This window comes from Vibrio sp. dhg (assembly GCF_003443775.1).
Lineage (GTDB): Bacteria > Pseudomonadota > Gammaproteobacteria > Enterobacterales > Vibrionaceae > Vibrio > Vibrio natriegens.
On record NZ_CP028943.1, the window covers coordinates 1,992,157 to 2,010,165 of the forward strand.

15 protein-coding genes are annotated in these 18,009 nt (G+C 45.3%); 11 read left to right on the forward strand and 4 right to left on the reverse strand.

Annotation, left to right across the window (positions count from 1 at the left end):
- Positions 1-396 precede the first annotated feature (396 nt).
- The 6 genes from DBX26_RS09200 (at position 397) to DBX26_RS09225 (ending at position 5,360) form a co-directional block, all read left to right on the forward strand.
- The gene (locus DBX26_RS09200) at positions 397-2,934 is read left to right on the forward strand and encodes a hybrid sensor histidine kinase/response regulator (protein ID WP_118118868.1); all 2,538 of its coding nucleotides are present in this window, start codon (positions 397-399) and stop codon (positions 2,932-2,934) included.
- Positions 2,935-3,023: 89 nt separating this feature from the next.
- Positions 3,024-3,266, forward strand: coding sequence for a hypothetical protein (locus DBX26_RS09205; RefSeq protein WP_014232417.1), 243 nt, complete (start codon positions 3,024-3,026; stop codon positions 3,264-3,266).
- Positions 3,267-3,397: 131 nt separating this feature from the next.
- The gene (locus DBX26_RS09210; protein ID WP_014232418.1) at positions 3,398-3,961 is read left to right on the forward strand and encodes a septation protein A; all 564 of its coding nucleotides are present in this window, start codon (positions 3,398-3,400) and stop codon (positions 3,959-3,961) included.
- 202 nt (positions 3,962-4,163) lie between these two features.
- Positions 4,164-4,559 carry an acyl-CoA thioester hydrolase YciA gene (yciA, locus tag DBX26_RS09215; protein WP_014232419.1) on the forward strand — a complete coding sequence of 132 codons (396 nt, stop codon included), beginning with the start codon at positions 4,164-4,166 and terminating at the stop codon, positions 4,557-4,559.
- Between the two features lie 114 nt (positions 4,560-4,673).
- On the forward strand, positions 4,674-4,970 hold the full coding sequence (locus DBX26_RS09220; protein WP_014232420.1) for a YciI family protein: 297 nt from the start codon (positions 4,674-4,676) through the stop codon (positions 4,968-4,970).
- Between the two features lie 3 nt (positions 4,971-4,973).
- Complete coding sequence (locus DBX26_RS09225; RefSeq protein WP_014232421.1) at positions 4,974-5,360, forward strand: GspS/AspS pilotin family protein; 387 nt, start codon at positions 4,974-4,976, stop codon at positions 5,358-5,360.
- 118 nt (positions 5,361-5,478) lie between these two features.
- Here DBX26_RS09225 and metE read toward each other — a convergent pair whose 3' ends face one another.
- The gene (gene metE, locus DBX26_RS09230; RefSeq protein ID WP_118118870.1) at positions 5,479-7,761 is read right to left on the reverse strand and encodes a 5-methyltetrahydropteroyltriglutamate--homocysteine S-methyltransferase; all 2,283 of its coding nucleotides are present in this window, start codon (positions 7,759-7,761) and stop codon (positions 5,479-5,481) included.
- Between the two features lie 261 nt (positions 7,762-8,022).
- Between metE and metR the strand changes: the two genes are divergently transcribed.
- Positions 8,023-8,934 carry an HTH-type transcriptional regulator MetR gene (metR, locus tag DBX26_RS09235; RefSeq protein ID WP_118118872.1) on the forward strand — a complete coding sequence of 304 codons (912 nt, stop codon included), beginning with the start codon at positions 8,023-8,025 and terminating at the stop codon, positions 8,932-8,934.
- Positions 8,935-8,956: 22 nt separating this feature from the next.
- On the opposite strand, the gene DBX26_RS09240 is transcribed toward metR, so the two are convergent.
- From DBX26_RS09240 to DBX26_RS09250, 3 genes are all read right to left on the reverse strand, one after another.
- Positions 8,957-9,157: a DUF4250 domain-containing protein gene (locus tag DBX26_RS09240; RefSeq protein WP_014232424.1), complete on the reverse strand. Its 201-nt coding sequence runs from the start codon at positions 9,155-9,157 to the stop codon at positions 8,957-8,959.
- 129 nt (positions 9,158-9,286) lie between these two features.
- Complete coding sequence (locus DBX26_RS09245; RefSeq protein WP_118118874.1) at positions 9,287-9,973, reverse strand: hypothetical protein; 687 nt, start codon at positions 9,971-9,973, stop codon at positions 9,287-9,289.
- A gap of 157 nt (positions 9,974-10,130) precedes the next feature.
- Complete coding sequence (locus DBX26_RS09250; protein WP_254063472.1) at positions 10,131-12,158, reverse strand: EAL domain-containing protein; 2,028 nt, start codon at positions 12,156-12,158, stop codon at positions 10,131-10,133.
- A gap of 347 nt (positions 12,159-12,505) precedes the next feature.
- Here DBX26_RS09250 and DBX26_RS09255 point away from each other — a divergent pair, with 347 nt between their 5' ends.
- The 4 genes from DBX26_RS09255 (at position 12,506) to DBX26_RS09270 (ending at position 17,999) form a co-directional block, all read left to right on the forward strand.
- Positions 12,506-14,842, forward strand: coding sequence for a YgiQ family radical SAM protein (locus tag DBX26_RS09255; RefSeq protein ID WP_118118878.1), 2,337 nt, complete (start codon positions 12,506-12,508; stop codon positions 14,840-14,842).
- A 188-nt stretch (positions 14,843-15,030) separates the two neighbouring features.
- A complete protein-coding gene (locus DBX26_RS09260) occupies positions 15,031-15,708 on the forward strand; it encodes a response regulator transcription factor (RefSeq protein WP_118118880.1) in 678 nt (225 codons plus the stop codon).
- Positions 15,705-16,985, forward strand: coding sequence for a HAMP domain-containing sensor histidine kinase (locus DBX26_RS09265; protein ID WP_118118882.1), 1,281 nt, complete (start codon positions 15,705-15,707; stop codon positions 16,983-16,985). The genes DBX26_RS09260 and DBX26_RS09265 overlap by 4 nt, the downstream gene beginning before the upstream one ends.
- Before the next feature lie 117 nt (positions 16,986-17,102).
- Entirely contained in the window at positions 17,103-17,999 is an 897-nt protein-coding gene (locus tag DBX26_RS09270; protein WP_118118884.1) for a 1-aminocyclopropane-1-carboxylate deaminase/D-cysteine desulfhydrase, read from the forward strand.
- Positions 18,000-18,009 lie beyond the last annotated feature (10 nt).

An 18,009-nucleotide genomic window follows, 5' to 3' on the forward strand; every position in this document is an offset into this window, starting at 1 on the left:
GAAGCCGCTCAAATTGAGCGGCTTTTTTTATCCAACTTTTGCATTAGGTAACCATACAAACAGAAACTGGTAGCATAAATTATTTATCATGATATAACGCACCTATAAAACAAAAAATATCAGTGCTAGGTTGTCTCATGAGTCTAAAGTTGTCTTTAGACCTGATCTCCAATACAGATTGGTCTATTCAAAAAAATCAAATAGTTGTACATGAAATCATTCATCGTACGGCGTTCTGCCACCTGCTACTAAGCTTATGTTTTCCTAGCCGTGGCTTCACAGGCTATGCCCGTATTTTCATCAAAGCGTGGCGTGAGAAATCTCAAACTTTCTTGTTAGAATTCAGTGGCAAGTATTGCGAACCACAAAACAAACATCTTCCACAGGTGAACCAGAATGTTTGATTTTGGTTTGGCAGGTCTGCTCTACCCAAAAGCCATTACATTATATGTCACCATAGCCGCTGTTCTCTTGTGGCAGCTGTACTATTGCTATCGCCTGAAAAGTCGCAGCGAGCGCGTTTTAGGCACCCATCATGCGCCCTACATCGCATACTCTGCCTGCATCATTATCTGGATTGGCAGCAATGCCTATTTTCATACTGACCTATTGGTAAACTTTGGCTCAGAAGGCGGCGTTTTCATGGCGAAACTGGCTAATCTCGCGTCCTTCTTCTCTTTTGCCTTTGCTTATTACTTTTCCTGTCAGCTAATCGCCGAACAAAAAAACAGGGGTACAAAAAGATGGCAGCAACTGATATTTGTAGTGCTGTCAGGGTATTCACTTTTTATAAATTTACGTCCGGATTTAACGGTAGAGAATGTCTCTATACAGGGACCCAGTGAGTTCGTAATTGAATTTGGCTCTCAGACCGCCTACTTCTTTAATTCCATCCTGATACTGATTACGCTTACACTCATCAACCTTGCTCGTATGCGAGTCAACAGTAGCAAACTGACACTGGCTAAAAGCAACTACATGATCGCAGGAATCTTGGTATTCATGCTGTCAACTACGGCCATCCATCTCGGCATGACCTATTTTCTTGGCGACTTTTCACTGACATGGTTGCCACCAGCACTCTCCATCAGTGAAATGCTATTTTTTGGCTACGCTTTACTCACCTCTCGCTTCTATAGTGCGAAATATCTCGCCTACATCGCCGTCAGCACGTTGTTGGTGTGCGGTATTTTTGTATTGCCGTTAGGCGCGGTATTGATGCCAATAACCGAAGGCAACCAATGGCTTATTTCCATTCCGATCTGTGCACTGATTGGTGTTACCTGGCATTGGCTCTATCGTCGAGTGAGCCGTTTGGTCTCCTATTTTGTCTATTTTAAAAAGCAAACTCCGGTGCAACAAATTTTGGCTCTAGAAGAGGACTTTAAGCGCTCCATTGATGATGCGATGGAAAAGCTTGGGGTGCTGCTCGATATCCCCAAAGACAAACTGCAATTGGTCAACAGCCACTGCTCTGAGACGTTCTATGAAGACTATCTGCATTCTGATAAATCGGTTCTGCTTCTTGATGAACTGTCTGAAGAGATAAAGTACACCTCAGCCAACAGCAGTACATTGAGAAAGCTCTACAATAAAATGCGTTCCAGTGATACGGCACTGGTCATGCCGATTTATGGCCATAGCCGCTCGGTCTCTCACCTGTTGATTTCTTCCCATAAGCGAAATCAGAAGCTGTTTTCTAACGAAGAGATTTCCGCCTTACAAACGCTGCTGACTCGTGTGCAAAGCACGATTGAGGCAGATAGAAAAGTTCGTCAAAGCCGAGCACTCGCCCACTCCATTGCTCATGAAATGCGTAACCCTCTTACGCAAGTACAATTGCAATTTGAGGTTTTGACTCAACATATTGAATCCCAGTTTCCACCAGAAACACTAAAAGGCGACATCAATAAGGGGCAAGCGGCAATTCAGCGTGGTCGGCAACTGATTGATATCATATTAAGAGAGGTCAGCGACACATCGCCCGAACAAGAGCCACAAGTAGCAACTTCTATTCACAACGCGGTGAATCAGGCGATCACTCGCTATGGTTTTGAGAACGAAAAGAGTCTCGATCGAGTAAAACTGCCTCAACAAGATGATTTTGTGGTGATGTTAAATGAAACCCTGTTTAACTTCGTTATTTTTAACTTGATCCGCAATGCGGTTTATTACTTTGACTCTTATCCTGCAAGTCAAATTGAAATGAGTACTCAAACTGGACCGTATGAGAACGTATTAATCTTTCGTGATACCGGGCCTGGCATCGATAACACCATTGTGCATAAGATCTTTGACGACTTCTTTTCCTACCAAAAAAGCGGTGGGAGTGGTCTGGGGCTAAGTTATTGTCAGCGAGTAATGCGTTCATTTGGCGGGCGAATAGAATGCCACTCTGTAAAGGGAGAGTTCACAGAGTTCTATCTTTACTTTCCTGTCGTACCGAACTCACCAAAAGCAGAGACGTTTAGAGTTAACTCCGAACACGGAAGCACTACAAAAGACGAAGCTAAGTCTAATGTAATGAAAGAGTTAAAAGTCGGCGAACATGCACCAACAGTGCTCATTGTTGATGATAAAGAGGTGCAACGCACATTAGTTCAGCTGTACTTGAAACAATTAGGTGTCCAATGTTTGCAGGCAAATAACGGCGCGACTGCAATAGAGATGATTCAATCCCACAAAGTCGATTTGGTTCTGATGGATGTGCAAATGCCGGTTATGAATGGTTTTGATGCCAGCCAACGTATTAAAGCAATCTCTCCTTCCGTCAAGGTTATCGCGTTATCAGGGGAATCTGGAGATTTAGAGCTCGCACAGATTTCTAAACTCATGGATGGCCGCTTGAACAAGCCAACAACCTTAAATGCGTTGCGAGAGGTAATACAGACGTGGCTCATTCAAAACCAACCCACTGAGTCAAACTCACTTTAAATTACTTGGCATAGCTTATGCTTATACAAGTAGAGCTACCTAAATCATAGCATTAGGCACGGGTAGAAAAATGTTAAAGGGAGATGACAATGTTACCCAGCAGAGACACATATCGCAGCTTGATTCATCATGGTATTAAAGCACTATTGTTAGATCGTATCGGTCACTATTCCGAAAATGAATATCACCAATACCTCAATCTAATGACGGGTAAGTCATCATGCGGCATCATGACCAATGACGAACTCGCTGCCACAGTAGATAACCTTTTGTGTGAAGGCTATTTAGAAGATGTCAAAACGCGTATCCCCCAATACCAGAATGTCGCCTAAACTATAAATTAGAGACAAGGATTGCCGCCATTGTCGCGGCAATTTTTGTATCCAATTGTCTCGAGCTATTCACATTGCGTCAGATTCCGCTAGACTGTGAACAACTCAATAACCAGGTAGTTTTCTGCAACATGAAGCAAATTCTTGATTTTATTCCACTCATTGTCTTCTTTGCCTTGTATAAGATGTACGACATTTACGTTGCGACCGGAGCACTCATCGTCGCGACCGCTATTCAAATCGTCCTGACGTTTGCGCTTTACAAAAAAGTGGAAAAAATGCAGTTAATCACTTTCGTGATGGTGGCTGTATTTGGTGGCATGACCATATTTCTCCACGATGACAACTTCATTAAATGGAAAGTGACCATTGTTTACATGGTATTTGCTATTGGTCTTGCGGTCAGTCACGCGATGGGCAAATCAGCAATAAAAGGGATGCTAGGAAAAGAGATCTCTCTTCCTGAAAACATTTGGACACGCATCAACTGGGCTTGGGTCGGCTTCTTCTCTTTCTGCGCAGGCTTAAACATTTATGTTGCCTACGAACTGCCACTCGATGTCTGGGTTAACTTTAAAGTGTTTGGTCTGCTGATAGCGACATTCAGTTATATGATCGCTACAGGTTTTTACATCTACAAACATATGCCAAAAGAGCAGAAAAATAGCTCCTCCGATGTTTCGGTTGATGAATAACGGCTCAGCTTTGCTATAATCCGCGCAAATTATTTTTAACAGCGACCTTCGGGTCGCTGTTTTGTTACTGTTCCAATTAATATTTGCGCTTGTTATCCATCGTAGTAACTAACAGAACATCCTGGCAGATTAAAATGCTTGGGAACTTTTACTTACTGAGATTGGTCCCATTTAAGCGCTGACGATGATTTAGGATGTCACAATGAGCCAAGAATTTAACTCTCCGAAAGGCCAACTACTGCTTCGTACCCTCGCAATGCCTGCTGATACAAATGCGAACGGCGATATCTTTGGTGGCTGGATTATGTCTCAGCTTGATTTAGCTGGTGCTATTTTGGCGAAAGAAATTTCTTCCGGACGCGTCGTCACCGTTTCTGTTTCGAGCATTACGTTTAGAAAACCAGTGAGCGTCGGTGATGTCGTCTGTTGTTACGGTGTATGTAAAAACATCGGCCGCACTTCAATGAGTGTCGACCTTGAAGTGTGGGTAAAACCGGTGAAAGTAGACGGCATTGAAGATCGCTTTATGGTGTGTGATGCAACCTTTAATTACGTCGCGATCGACAGTGAAGGTAAACCTCGCCCTATCGCAAAATAGGTTTGAAACGGTTCTAATAGAAGGAAAATTCTCACATTTTCTATTGTTAACTTGTGAGAGCCACCAAAAAGTCGTTAAATTAGGACTTCAACCTACCAATTAAGGAACTATGCTATGTGGTATGTCATCTTTTCTCAGGACATCGAGAATTCATTAGAAAAGCGTATGAGTGTTCGCCCTCAACACCTGGAACGTTTGCAACAACTTCAGGACGAAGGACGACTTCTTACCGCAGGCCCAATGCCAGCGATTGATTCTGACAACCCAGGAGAAGCGGGATTTACCGGTTCCACCGTCATAGCAGAGTTTGATTCTTTGGAAGACGCAAAAGCCTGGGCAGATAAAGACCCTTACGTGGCGGCGGGCGTTTACGAAAACGTGATCGTCAAACCGTTCAAAAAAGTGTTTTAATTTATGAAAAAATTACTGTGTTTGTTTCTGGCGCTTGGTGCGTTAGCAGGCTGTACGTCTACCGCGGATAAAGAGCGTCAGCTGGAACTGATGGCATCTAATCGTGCCGGTGTTCTCTCTGCTGGTCTACCTATGGAATATGGACCTCTGCAAATTATGCGGGTTTCTTCTAACAAGAATGTCGTTGAAATGATGATGATTTATAACGACGGCGCGATGGGAGCGAAACCATTAGCACAAATGCTTAACTCGAGTATCTACACATTCTGCCACAAACCAGAAATCCGAGATCATATCAATATGGGTTTAATGTATAGAGTGAAAGTGCGTAACACGCGCGGTCAATTGATGGCGGATGAACTGATTTCAGAGCAACGCTGTAGCAATTAATCACAGTAATTTGCCGAGCGAGCTCAGTATTGGATACCGTCCAAGCATCGCATTTGAATGGCTGGTTAAAAGATACAAAAAAGCAGGGTCTCACCCCTGCTTTTTCTTTAACTGCTGTTTATGCTAGCTCAGTACGTAGCTTTTTCGCTGCTGAGACTAAGTTCGCCAACGCTGCCTCTGTCTCTGCCCAGTTTCGTGTTTTTAGACCACAATCTGGATTCACCCATAAACGTTGTACCGGAATTTTTTCTGCCGCTTTCTTGATCAGACCTTCAATCCACTCTTCACTTGGAATGTTTGGTGAGTGAATATCATAAACACCAGGGCCGATTTCATTTGGATAATTAAACTCTTCAAACGCTTTTAGCAATTCCATGTTTGAACGTGACGTCTCAATGGTAATCACATCTGCATCCAGTGCCGCAACTGAATCAATGATTTCATTGAACTCGCTGTAACACATATGAGTATGAATCTGTGTCTCCGGCTTCGCACTACCTGCAGAAATCTTAAACGCATCCACAGCCCATTCCAGGTAAGCTTTATGATCACGCTTCTTAAGCGGTAACCCTTCACGAATCGCAGGCTCGTCAATCTGGATGATATTAATGCCTGCATTTTGTAAGTCAGAAACTTCATCTCGCAGCGCCAGCGCCAACTGTTGGGTAATTTCCTTACGCGTAATATCTTCACGTGGGAATGTCCAACACAGAATCGTAACAGGGCCGGTCAGCATTCCTTTCATTTGTTTGCTGGTCAAAGATTGTGCATACGTTGACCACTCAACCGTGATTGGTTTTTCACGCTCGATATCCGCAACGACAATAGCAGGCTTCACGCAGCGAGAACCGTAACTCTGAACCCAACCGAATTTGGTTGTTTGGAAACCAGCCAGATTTTCTGCGAAGTATTCAACCATATCGTTACGCTCAGCTTCGCCGTGCACCAACACGTCCAGATCCAGCGCTTCCTGACGTTTCACCGCATCAGCAATATGCCCTTTAAGTGCGGAAATATAATCTGATTCAGAAAGTTGACCAGAGCGATACGCGCTGCGCTGAACACGAATTTCACCGGTTTGAGGGAAAGAACCGATAGTCGTGGTTGGCAACAGTGGTAAACCCAGTACTTCGGCCTGATGCGCCGCACGTTCAGGATAAGGAGCACTGCGTTGTGTTAGCTCCGCGGTGATGCGATTGATACGAGCCTGCACCTGAGGTTTATTCACGTGTGTCGCCGTTTTACGCGCTTTGATTGGCTGGCTGTAAGTATCACATGCCAGAATCGCATTTTGATCGCCGTCCAGTGCTTTACCTAGCAGGGCTACCTCGGTAACTTTCTGTTTCGCAAAGGCGAACCAGCTTTTTACTTCTTCACTCAGCGCTGTTTCAAGCTCTAGATCTACCGGGCTGTGCAGTAATGAGCATGAGCTTGCAACCCACAACTTATCGCCTAGCTTCTCTTTTACCGGTTGTAATCTCGCCAGTTGCGCACTTAGATCCGCTCGCCAAACATTGCGTCCATTGATAACGCCAGCCGATAAAACCCAACCTTGTGGTAGTTTTTCCACAACTTCATCAAGCTGGTCTGGCGCTGCCGACAAGTCAATGTGCAAACCATCAACAGGTAACTCGACAATTTTGTCCAGTGTATCTGTAACAGCGTCAAAGTAAGTCGTTAGCAGCACTTTTACGTCACTGCGGATGATTTGATACGCCAGTTTGAATGAATCCGCCCATTGACTTTCCAGCTCAAGAGACAGAATAGGCTCATCAATTTGTACCCATTCCACACCCAAAGCAGCCAATTTAGCCAAAATTGCTTGATACGCGGTGAGCAATCTTGGTAACAGTGACAGGCGGTCAAAGCCTTCTTCAACTTCTTTACCCAAGTACAAGTAACTTAATGGACCAAGTAGAACAGGCTTAACCTTGTGTCCCGCGTTAACGGCTTCACTCACCTCTTCAAATAGCTGCGGCCAGCTCACCTCAAAAGTATCGTCTTTGCTAAATTCAGGCACAATGTAGTGGTAGTTGGTATTGAACCACTTAGTCATGTCAGAGGCAGCTGCACCTGCACAGCCACAACCGGCCTGTGACTGGCCTCGACCAACCTTGAACAAAGTATCAAGGTTAGGTGTGCCCTCGGCATGACGCTTTGGTACGTGGCCCAGTAACAATGTTGTTGTCAGTACGTGATCATACCAGGCAAAGTCGCCGGCAGTGGCGAAACTCAAACCCGCATCACTTTGTACTTGCCAGTTGTTTGCTCTTAGCTGTGCGCCAACCTGCTGGAGTTGTGCTTGATCGATTTCTCCGCGCCAGTATTTCTCCTGCGCAAATTTCAGTTCACGTTTTTCACCAATGCGTGGGTAGCCAAGTATGTGTGTGATTGTCGCCATTTCCCTAGTCCTTATTATTCAGTTTATTTTGGTCAGAACATCTCTGGCTTAACCGTTAGGATGTCTGGATGGCTAAACTATCTCTCTCAGACTAAAATTGGACAAGGTCTAAATATTCAACTTGTTTATTAAAAAAATTCATAATGCGATCGTAAAACGCACCAATACCTTTAATTAATAGACGTCTAGACGTTTACATTTCTATGTTTTGCAGTTAAGTTAATTAAGTTCATGGTGAGCATTAAAGGATGAAAGAGATTCATGATAGAGCTAAAACACTTGCGTACTATTACCTCGCTTCGAGATACGGGCTCGCTGACGGCCACGGCAACTGCGTTGCATTTGACTCAATCAGCTCTTTCGCACCAAATTAAGGATCTGGAGTCTCGCATTGGTGGCCAGTTATTTCTTAGGAAAACCCGCCCGGTGAAATTCACTTCAGAAGGTGAAATTCTATTGCGCCTTGCAGAAGATATTTTACCGAAACTCGCTAGAGCAGAGAATGAACTGGCAAGTTTGAAAGAAGACGTTAATGGCCGATTGCACATGGCTATCGAATGTCATTCTTGTTTTCAATGGCTGATGCCTGCCCTTAAGGAATACCAGTTGGCGTGGCCTAGTGTGACGCTGGATTTTTCTTCAGGCTTTGGATTCGAGCCTTTACCTGCCTTACTCGCCGGAGAGCTGGATCTGGTTATTACTTCGGATATTCAGCCGCGTTCAGAGGTGCACTACGAGCCTTTGTTTGACTTTGAAATGCGCCTAATCACGTCCACCAGCCACCCACTGGCTGATAAAGCGATTATTGAACCTCAAGATCTTGCCGATCAAACCATGCTCTCTTATCCGGTTCAAAAACAGCGACTTGATGTGGTTAAACACTTCTTACAACCTGCCGGTGTGGAGCCAGCTAAGTGGAAGCAAGCAGACAACACATTGATGTTAGTGCAAATGGTTTCGGCTGGATTAGGGGTTGCCGCGCTGCCTAACTGGGCAATTTCAGAATTTTCTCGACAAGGATTAATTACCAGTAAGCCATTTGGCAATGGGCTGTGGCGTCGTCTGTTTGCTGCTGTTCGAAACTCAGAGAAAGACAAACGCTATTTACAGGCGTTTTTCGCAACCGCAAGACAACAATGTAAAAGCCACCTCGATGGCATCAAGATGGCTTAAGAATGGGAGATGTTGAACGTTGTTAGCGTTCGTACGATTTGAATTGGTTTGTGAGAGGGTCGTACTGGTAGCCAAGCATATCCAGCTTGCCTACTACCGACTCTGTATCCATTTCATAAGTCGATACTAATTCGTCAAAACTGTCACACTCTAAGCGTAGTTTTTCGTTGACGATACCTAACAGAATAATGCTATCCAGATTACCTACATTGCTTAAATCCATCGCGACACTCCTCTTCGACAAGGTTTATACCCCAAATAACCTCAAGTGATCGGGTATATATACAGCGTAGACATAATCTGGCGAATTTAAAGTGAGCCCACTCTAGATCGTGAGCTCACAAACGGGATATTAAGCGATCATTGAAAACAAGCTTTGCAGGCTTGTCATAGAAACAAGAGCAAATAAGAAAGCGATACTAAGCTGCACTTTCTCAGGTTTTTTATGGGTGAAAATGTGCCAACACCAAACCACGATAGAAGAGATCAACATCGCCAAGGCAATGAGTATTGGTTGAGTTGCGGCACTCAATGCTGCCTCATCCAACTGGTAAGAGGAAAACAGCGTCGCAATCACCAATAACATGCCAGATACAATACCGGTTACTGGTAAAATTCGATGAAACGCTTGTAAACGGCTTCGCGCAATCGTAAGTAGCAGTTGAGAGAATGAAGCCCCAAGAAAGAAGATCATGAGCGCCATTGCAAACGCCGCTGGCCAGTTAGCCTGTTCAAATACTTGAATGCTGACATAGGCAAACGCCAAACCATTCGCCAGGTGCAATGCCCAAATTGGCCCTTTCTCACGCGTTTTTTTGGTCTGAACCTGAGAATAGAAATAGAAGATCGCAAACACCACCATAAACGCCTCAATGCGCAATGATGCGACTGCCAGCCACATGACTCCTATTGCAGGTAACATTTTGTGTAGACGACCTCGCTGACCCGGACAAATATCGCCCTTGATTAAAAGCAAAGTCAGTAGCGCTTGTGCGCCAAATAACATAGGAGGAAAAGTAACCAGCAATTGTTGAATCATGATGTAGCAAGCTCAAAAGTCGTTTGGGGTGGCGATAATAACAAATCACCTATCGCCAAACCACCTAAACCCTATACGGCCATTCATCGGCTCTGCTCACCTTTCGAACTCACTTCTACAGCATTTTCTGATTACGTATTGAAGGCAGAGGCTTTCATTACCCCGAACCCAAGCTAAATAAACTCTGGCAATATTTAGTTTGCTTCAGATCCGTGGCTGGCACCGCCGGGGAAAACAAATACCCTTGAAGGTAATCGACCCCAAGGTCGGCCAGAATACGCCGCTCTTGTACTTGCTCGACGCCTTCTGCAATCACTTTTACTCCCAATTGGTGAGCCAGCTCTGTGATCATTTTAACAATGTAATAATTACTGCTGCCCTCATGAATATCCGCCACGAACTTACGGTCAATTTTGAGTAGATCAAACTGTCCTTTTCCGAGATAAGAAAAAGAAGCGTAGCCGGTACCAAAATCATCAATGGCGATTTTTATCCCTTCTTGCCTGATCTGCTTCAAGGCTTGAGTATGCGCTTCATCTTGCTCAAAGTAAGCCGATTCGGTTAATTCTAATGTCACCAGTTCAGGATTGACGCTGCTGGATTTAATCAAATCTAATGAACGTTGCAACACCTGTAATACATCTAACTTAGTGTTGAGAGAGCGGTTAATAGACAGTCCTACATTATCGTCATAGAAGCCTTGTAATTCAGACCAGCGCTCCAGCGCGATTCGACAAACCATATCGTCTAACTCGGCGATTAATTCCAGATCTTCGATAACCGAAATCATCTCTTGCGTAGTGTAACTACTATTTTCATGGTGAAACCGCGCTAACGCTTCAAATTTAATGACTTTACCCGAGTAGGTGTCCACAATCGGCTGAAAATAGACATCTACAAGTTCACCATCGATTTTCTTTTGAAGGAAGGCTTCTAAGTGCTGGCGTTTTAGCAGCTCGGTATGCAGCGTGCTGTTATAGAAATTGAAGTATCCACCTTCACCTACTTTAGACGACACCATCGTTTGAACCGCCAAAGCTAACGCCTTTTTTGGACTGCTCGTATCGTAGCCAAGTACGGACACGCCAGTTTGTCCTTCAACAATCGTGTCATGAACCATTGTGCCCATCTCACTTTTTAATTCCGTGAAGAATCCCTTCATAGCCACTTCGATTAGCTTGATGGTGCTTAGCCACTGGCAACGCGGTGTTTGCAAGCACACGACAAATACGTTCCGAGTTAACTGACCGGCTAGCTTTGTGTAGCGGCTGCGCGTGATAAAGTCAGCAAACCCTAGCTGCTGCTCCACTAAGCGCTTCTGACTAAAGTTCGGCCTCAGCGTCATGATGATATTGAGATCTTGATGGCCGCTCTCTCTGGCGAAGTGCTCTAGTTTGTTTTCAAATTGGTCTTTTGTGGGCAAAAACGAGAACCAGTCTCGAGCCTGCTCACTGCGATTTTTCATCCATACCAAGGACGCAGAGATATCCGTAGAGAACCCGAGGAACAATACTCGCCCAGATTGAAAATTCAGCCGATAAGCGTAGAGATGGTGAGCTTGATGACCACCGCTCGCGGTTCGGGAAAAAAGGTTGCCACTCCAGTAACCATCTTTCTCGATACGGTTCCAGATCTCAGCATAAAAGGATTGACTATGATGTGAGGAACGAAAAACTTCTGTTTTGAGGCCGATGAGATCGCTATTTCTATAGCCCATTTGCAGTTCGAAAGCTCGGTTACACCCAAGTATATTGGCGTTAGCGTCCGCGATTAAAACACCAACATTTGGTAGGTCGAACAGAGTCTCCAATATTTTAGCCTGCTCCCCTCCACCGACAATGCTCATCAAAGGCGTGACGGTACCTTTCACCACGCAGCCATTTACCTTCTCGAAGTTCATCGTGGCACAAACAAGATCGATTTCGTTTGATGCTAAACAACACGAAAAATGGCCCTCGCCGCCGAGTAGATCCACTTCGCTGATTTGCTGCTGGAAGTTTTCCCTTTGCTCCGAAGACATTTGATCAAGCATGTCCTCAAAGCTTTGAAAACCAAAAACCTCGTCCATGCTCCGCTGGTCGCACTCATACTCGCGAGTACAATGATTGTAAGACCACTCAATAACTGTTGTATGATTGAGTTCGGGTTGTACTCGACCTAGTGCTATCTTTGCTGAATTCCTCATTACCTAGCCTTTCCTTCTTAAACCCTAACTTCGACTGCTCTGGCTTAGCGTGACAAACATAACCGCCTGAATCGCGTTATATTGCTGTGCACAATCTGATTATATACAGGAATAAAGATAAGAACACGGTTGCTTATCTCTTGTATTAAGATTGGGACACTATTAGTCGCAACCCTAATAACCACAAGGGATTCAAGGTGATATTAGATAAAAATCCATCGTTAACTCCGTCCAATTTTTACAATCTAAATAAAACTCGATGAACTAAGCTTGAATAAACAAGTTTGGTATAGATACCTGATCATCAAATCGCTATAATTCGCGCTCCCTGGAACAGAGAGCAAAATATGACCAATAACATCACTCCTATTCATGAGTACAAAAAATACTGGGCCGAGTGTTTTGGTTCGGCACCTTTCTTGCCGACCAGCCGCAAAGAAATGGATGCCCTAGGATGGGATAGCTGTGACATTATCATTGTGACAGGGGATGCCTACGTGGATCACCCAAGCTTTGGTATGGCGATCATTGGCCGTCTACTAGAAGCGCAAGGCTTCAGAGTTGGTATCATTGCTCAACCTGAATGGCAGAACAAAGACGCATTCATGCAGCTTGGTCAGCCAAATCTGTTCTTTGGGATCACAGCGGGTAACATGGACTCCATGATCAACCGCTACACCGCAGATAAAAAACTTCGTCACGATGATGCGTACACACCGAATAACGAAGGTGGTAAACGTCCTGACCGCGCGACCTTAGTTTATTCACAGCGTTGTCGTGAAGCCTATAAAGAAGTGCCTATCGTACTAGGTGGTATTGAAGCCAGCCTACGACGCGTTGCGCACTATGACTACTGGTCAGATAAAGTTCGTCGCTCGATTTTGCTTGATGCGAAAGCCGACATTTTGTTATTTGGTAATGCTGAGCGTGCACTGGTGGAAGTGGCACACCGCATCGCAAACGGCGAAAATATTTCTGACATGACGAACATTCGTGGTACAGCGGTTAACCTGCCTGCAGCACCAGACAGCTATACCATCATCGACTCGTCTCGTATTGAAAAACCACGTAAAGAAGCGTTCGTACCTAAGAACCCATACGAGGTAGAAACGCAGTGCGACACCAAGAAAGACGAACCAGCTGCGGCGCAGCCAATCACTATCCGTCCGTCACGTCATGATGCTAAAACCACAGCGGTACGTTTACCTAACTTCGAAAAACTTAACAACGACCGTATTCTGTACGCGCACGCAAGCCGTGTGATGCACCTGGAAACTAACCCATACTCTGGACGAGCGTTGATTCAACGCCACGGCGACCGTGAACTTTGGGTTAACCAAGCCCCGATTCCGTTGACCACAGAAGAGATGGACTTTGTGTTTGGTTTACCATACGCACGTGTCCCTCACCCTATGTATGGTAAGGCGAAAATCCCTGCGTATGACATGATCAAAACATCGGTGAATATCATGCGCGGCTGTTTTGGTGGTTGTTCATTCTGTTCGATTACCGAGCACGAAGGACGAATCATCCAGAACCGTTCTAAAGAATCGATCATTAACGAGATAGAAGAAATTCGCGACAAAGTTCCAGGCTTTACTGGCACGATTTCCGATCTTGGTGGCCCTACCGCGAACATGTACCGTCTGGGTTGTAAAGATCCGAAAGCGGAAGCGAACTGTCGTCGCCCTTCTTGCGTGTTCCCAGGTATCTGTAACAAGCTAAACACAGACCACAAACACACCATCGACCTTTACCGCGAAGCGCGCAAGGTTGAAGGCGTTAAGAAGGTAATGGTAGCGTCGGGCGTACGTTACGATCTTGCGATTGAGTCACCAGAATACGTGAAAGAGTTGGTCACTCACCACGTTGGCGGCTACTTGAAGATCGCACCTGAGCATACTGAAAAAGGCCCTCTGGATCTGATGATGAAACCAGGCATGGGTACGTATGACCGCTTCAAAGAAATGTTCGAGAAGTACAGTGCTGAAGCAGGTAAGAAACAGTATCTGATCCCTTACTTTATCTCTGCGCACCCGGGCACTGAAGATGAAGATATGCTGAACCTTGCGCTTTGGTTGAAGAAGAACAACTTTGAGTGTGACCAGGTACAAAACTTCTACCCATCGCCAATGTGTAACGCAACATCAATGTACTACTCAGAGACTAACCCTCTGAAACGCGTGAAGTACAAACAGCGTGAAGACATTCCTGTCGCTAAAGGTGAGCGTCAGCGTCGTCTGCATAAAGCTCTGCTGCGTTACCACGATCCGGCAAACTGGCCAATGATTCGTGAAGCATTGGTTAGCATGGGCAAAAAACATCTGATTGGTGACAAAGCCACTTGTTTGGTTCCGGCTGAAGACATTGATGCGCAAACACCTGCACAGCGTCGTAAATCCGGCCGCCACGGTGCAAACCGCTTTGCGACTAAGCACACCAAGAACCAGCCTGGTTTTGGTGGTCACCTAGAGAAACGCTCTGAGGGTGGTTCTCGTGACGGCAAGCCTTCTGGCAACCGCAATGGCTCTGGTAAAGCGCAAGGTGGCCAAGGTCGTGGTAATAACAACGGCCAGCGAGCAGGCTCTAACTCAAACCGCCCGAATGGCGGTAAGCCACAAGGTCAGGGTCACCCTCAAGCTCAGGGTAAACCAGCCGGTCAGCGCAAACCTAAGCGTCGATAACCATCGAAACAACGGAATCTAATAAAGGGCTCCAGAAGCAATTCTGGAGCCCTTTTGTTTTGCGTGTTACGCTTTCAATCAGTCACTTATACTGGTGAATCGTTTATAACATTGACAACTTTTTCACGCTTATAGAGAATAATGTTCGTCAAGGGCAAACCGACATTGCCGAGATTGGATAAGAATGAATGAAACGTGTACTTTTAGTAGAAGATAATCGAGAAATCGCTGGAATGCTGTTCGATTATTTCGAGTGTGCTGGCATGCAGCTTGATTACGCTGACAACGGAGAGCTTGGTCTTAAGCTTGCCCTAAGTAACTCTTTCGACATTATTTTGCTCGATTTAATGTTACCGCGTATGGATGGTTTAACGCTGTGTAACAAGTTAAGAGACGCAGGAAATAATACCCCTGTACTCATGCTGACCGCTCTAGATAGTCACGACGATATGCTGAAAGGCTTTGCCCATGGAGCGGATGACTACCTGACTAAGCCTTTTGACCTCGATATTCTCGAAGCTCGCATGACTGCGCTAATAAAACGCTATCGTGGTACCGTTGCCTCAAGCCAACTCCAGTACGGTGAAGTAACGATTGACCAAAAAACGCACCAGGCGTATCGCCAAGGCAAGCAGTTGGCACTAAACCCAACCACTTACACCATTCTAGAAATGCTGGTACAAAGCGCACCAGAAATCGTAACCCGAGAAGACATAGCCTTTCGTTTATGGCAAGAAAACGAGCCAAATAACGATGTGCTTCGCAGCCACATTTATCAGCTGCGCGGACAACTCGATAAACCCTTCGAGGAGCACTTGCTCAAAACCATTCCTAAAGTCGGCTTTCGTTTGGAGCCGGGAGCATGATTCGTCGCTTACTCGGTAATACGAAAAGTATGACCGGTCGACTCGAACTGTTTTTCTTGCTGGTTTCCGTCGTGATCGGATTGCTCTGCTTTGCGTTAGTAAGTGGATCACTGCTTTGGTCAGAAGATCGCGTCGGTGAACGCCGAATTATGATCGACAAAAAAGAAGCCATTGAGCATTTTAAACAGACGCCTTCCGAGGGAGTCATAAAGCTTGATCTTCTAACAACGGCATACAATGACATCAACCTGGTTCCCGATTTTTACCGCCCTTTCTTGCAAGATAAACACTATTTTTTAGGTGAAGCCGGCGAAGAACCCTATACACGCATGATTTACATGAGCACCTACATGCAGGATGGTGAGGAGCATCCCATCATCTTGATTTCGTTAATTGATGAAATCGAGATTACATGGAGCGAGTTCTCTTATGTTATCGGGTTGGTGCTGGCGGTGGTACTCGCACTGATTTTTGTCTTCGGCAGTTTGTTACTCCGCTTGTCTCAGCGATTAATTGAGCCGATTAACACTCTGAAAACGCAATTGGATGAGCACCAAGGCGATACAACGAAGAAGTTTGTTGTGCCGCCAGGTTCAGCGAAAGAGTTCGAAGCCCTTGCTACTCAACTTAACGAGTATCGCAACGAGGTAAATCAGGTCATTAAGCGAGAACAAGCCTTTGCACGCTACGCCAGCCATGAGCTCAGAACGCCACTGACAGTAATGAAAGGCTCCAGTAGCTTATTAGCCAGAAATTCCAGCACACCATTTCAGGAACGACAGGTTAATCGTATTCAGGACGCAACGCAGCAGATGTCTACCATGGTCGACGCATTGCTGGGATTAGTTCGGTATGAGCGAAATTCGGATGATAGCCCTGTGCGGAGAATTTCTGAGCAGGAGCTACACCACATTGTTTCACTTAGTCAGGCACAGGCTGATGAAAAGTCTCTTGAGTTTGAAGTGACGGTAACAGGCAGCCCACATACAAGAGCAACAACCGCTGTGCTTAATATCGTTCTGAGTAACCTGATTCGAAATAGTATTGCCGCAACCTCTAAAGGCAAAATCTACGTTGAAATGAGCGACGATACTTTGTCTGTCCGAGATGAAGGAGAAGGCTTTTCTTCCGTTCCAGACTCTGACGGACACGGTTTAGGGCTCATGATCGTTGATGACTTGTGCCGCCGCTATGGCTGGCAGTTTGTGATCAATACGCACTCATCAGGCGGGTGTGAAGCGTTGATCAATTTGGCATCTGAACATACCGACGAATAACCTTGAAAAATCAATGGTATTTTTAAGCCTCGCCGCTTTTGTTCTCTTAGCGATAACGGTAAACTGTGCCACCTTTTAAAATGATCAGGTGACACGGTTTATTCCGTCAGGCATCACATGAAACTCTCTGAAAGCCCAATCACTCAACACAGCTTTAACGGTCAGACATTCTTTCTAAAGCGCGATGATTTACTGCATTCCCACTTTTCCGGGAACAAAGCACGTAAATTCATGATGTTATTAGAAGAGCAGGATCCAAATGTTACGACTCTGATTAGCTATGGCTCCGCCCAGTCTAATGCGATGTATTCTCTGGCTGCACTCGCAAAAGTTAAAGGGTGGGCATTCGAGTTTTATGTCAGTCATATCCCGGAGTGGTTAAAAAGCACGCCTATTGGTAATTATAGAGGCGCACTCGATTTAGGGATGCAGATAACAGCGATGAAAGACGTTGGCAGCGAGCTTCACCCTAGCCAGTACATCTCGGATATACGTGGATTGGATGAAACCACGCTGTTTATGCCTGAAGGCGGACGCTCTCAAATTGCCGAAGGTGGCGTAAAACAACTTGCGCGCGAGATTCTCGACTGGACTCGCTTCAGAGCAAAAGAACAGTTTGCGGTTGCGCTTCCTTCCGGTACTGGCACCACCGCATTATATCTACACAAGTATCTCAACCCTCATGGAATAGAAATCTTAACCTGCCCGTGTGTAGGGGATGAAAACTATCTAACTGAGCAGTTCAATATGCTGGGTGAAACCAGTCATCCGCAGGTTTTATCGGTACGGAAAAAACACCATTTCGGACGCCTGTATAAAGAAGATTACGAGACATGGAAAAGCTTGTACGAACAAACGAATCTGGAGTTTGATCTCCTTTACGACCCCTATATGTGGCAATGTCTGGCTTCGTGGCGAAAAAAGAACCCAGACAAGACACTGATCTATGTTCATCAAGGAGGGATACTTGGCAACGAGTCAATGCTGCCAAGATATCAACGAGAATTTGACTAAACGCGCAGCC

Bases quoted from the DNA above. Each gene is read 5' to 3' on its own strand.
- DBX26_RS09240 (WP_014232424.1), bottom strand. From the start codon at position 9,157: ATGGATTTAAGCAATGTAGGTAATCTGGATAGCATTATTCTGTTAGGT.
- DBX26_RS09265 (WP_118118882.1), top strand. From the start codon at position 15,705: ATGATTCGTCGCTTACTCGGTAATACGAAAAGTATGACCGGTCGACTC.
- DBX26_RS09220 (WP_014232420.1), top strand. From the start codon at position 4,674: ATGTGGTATGTCATCTTTTCTCAGGACATCGAGAATTCATTAGAAAAG.
- metR (WP_118118872.1), top strand. From the start codon at position 8,023: ATGATAGAGCTAAAACACTTGCGTACTATTACCTCGCTTCGAGATACG.
- DBX26_RS09210 (WP_014232418.1), top strand. From the start codon at position 3,398: ATGAAGCAAATTCTTGATTTTATTCCACTCATTGTCTTCTTTGCCTTG.
- DBX26_RS09245 (WP_118118874.1), bottom strand. From the start codon at position 9,973: ATGATTCAACAATTGCTGGTTACTTTTCCTCCTATGTTATTTGGCGCA.
- DBX26_RS09250 (WP_254063472.1), bottom strand. From the start codon at position 12,158: ATGAGGAATTCAGCAAAGATAGCACTAGGTCGAGTACAACCCGAACTC.
- DBX26_RS09225 (WP_014232421.1), top strand. From the start codon at position 4,974: ATGAAAAAATTACTGTGTTTGTTTCTGGCGCTTGGTGCGTTAGCAGGC.
- DBX26_RS09255 (WP_118118878.1), top strand. From the start codon at position 12,506: ATGACCAATAACATCACTCCTATTCATGAGTACAAAAAATACTGGGCC.
- metE (WP_118118870.1), bottom strand. From the start codon at position 7,761: ATGGCGACAATCACACACATACTTGGCTACCCACGCATTGGTGAAAAA.
- yciA (WP_014232419.1), top strand. From the start codon at position 4,164: ATGAGCCAAGAATTTAACTCTCCGAAAGGCCAACTACTGCTTCGTACC.
- DBX26_RS09270 (WP_118118884.1), top strand. From the start codon at position 17,103: ATGAAACTCTCTGAAAGCCCAATCACTCAACACAGCTTTAACGGTCAG.
- DBX26_RS09200 (WP_118118868.1), top strand. From the start codon at position 397: ATGTTTGATTTTGGTTTGGCAGGTCTGCTCTACCCAAAAGCCATTACA.
- DBX26_RS09260 (WP_118118880.1), top strand. From the start codon at position 15,031: ATGAAACGTGTACTTTTAGTAGAAGATAATCGAGAAATCGCTGGAATG.
- DBX26_RS09205 (WP_014232417.1), top strand. From the start codon at position 3,024: ATGTTACCCAGCAGAGACACATATCGCAGCTTGATTCATCATGGTATT.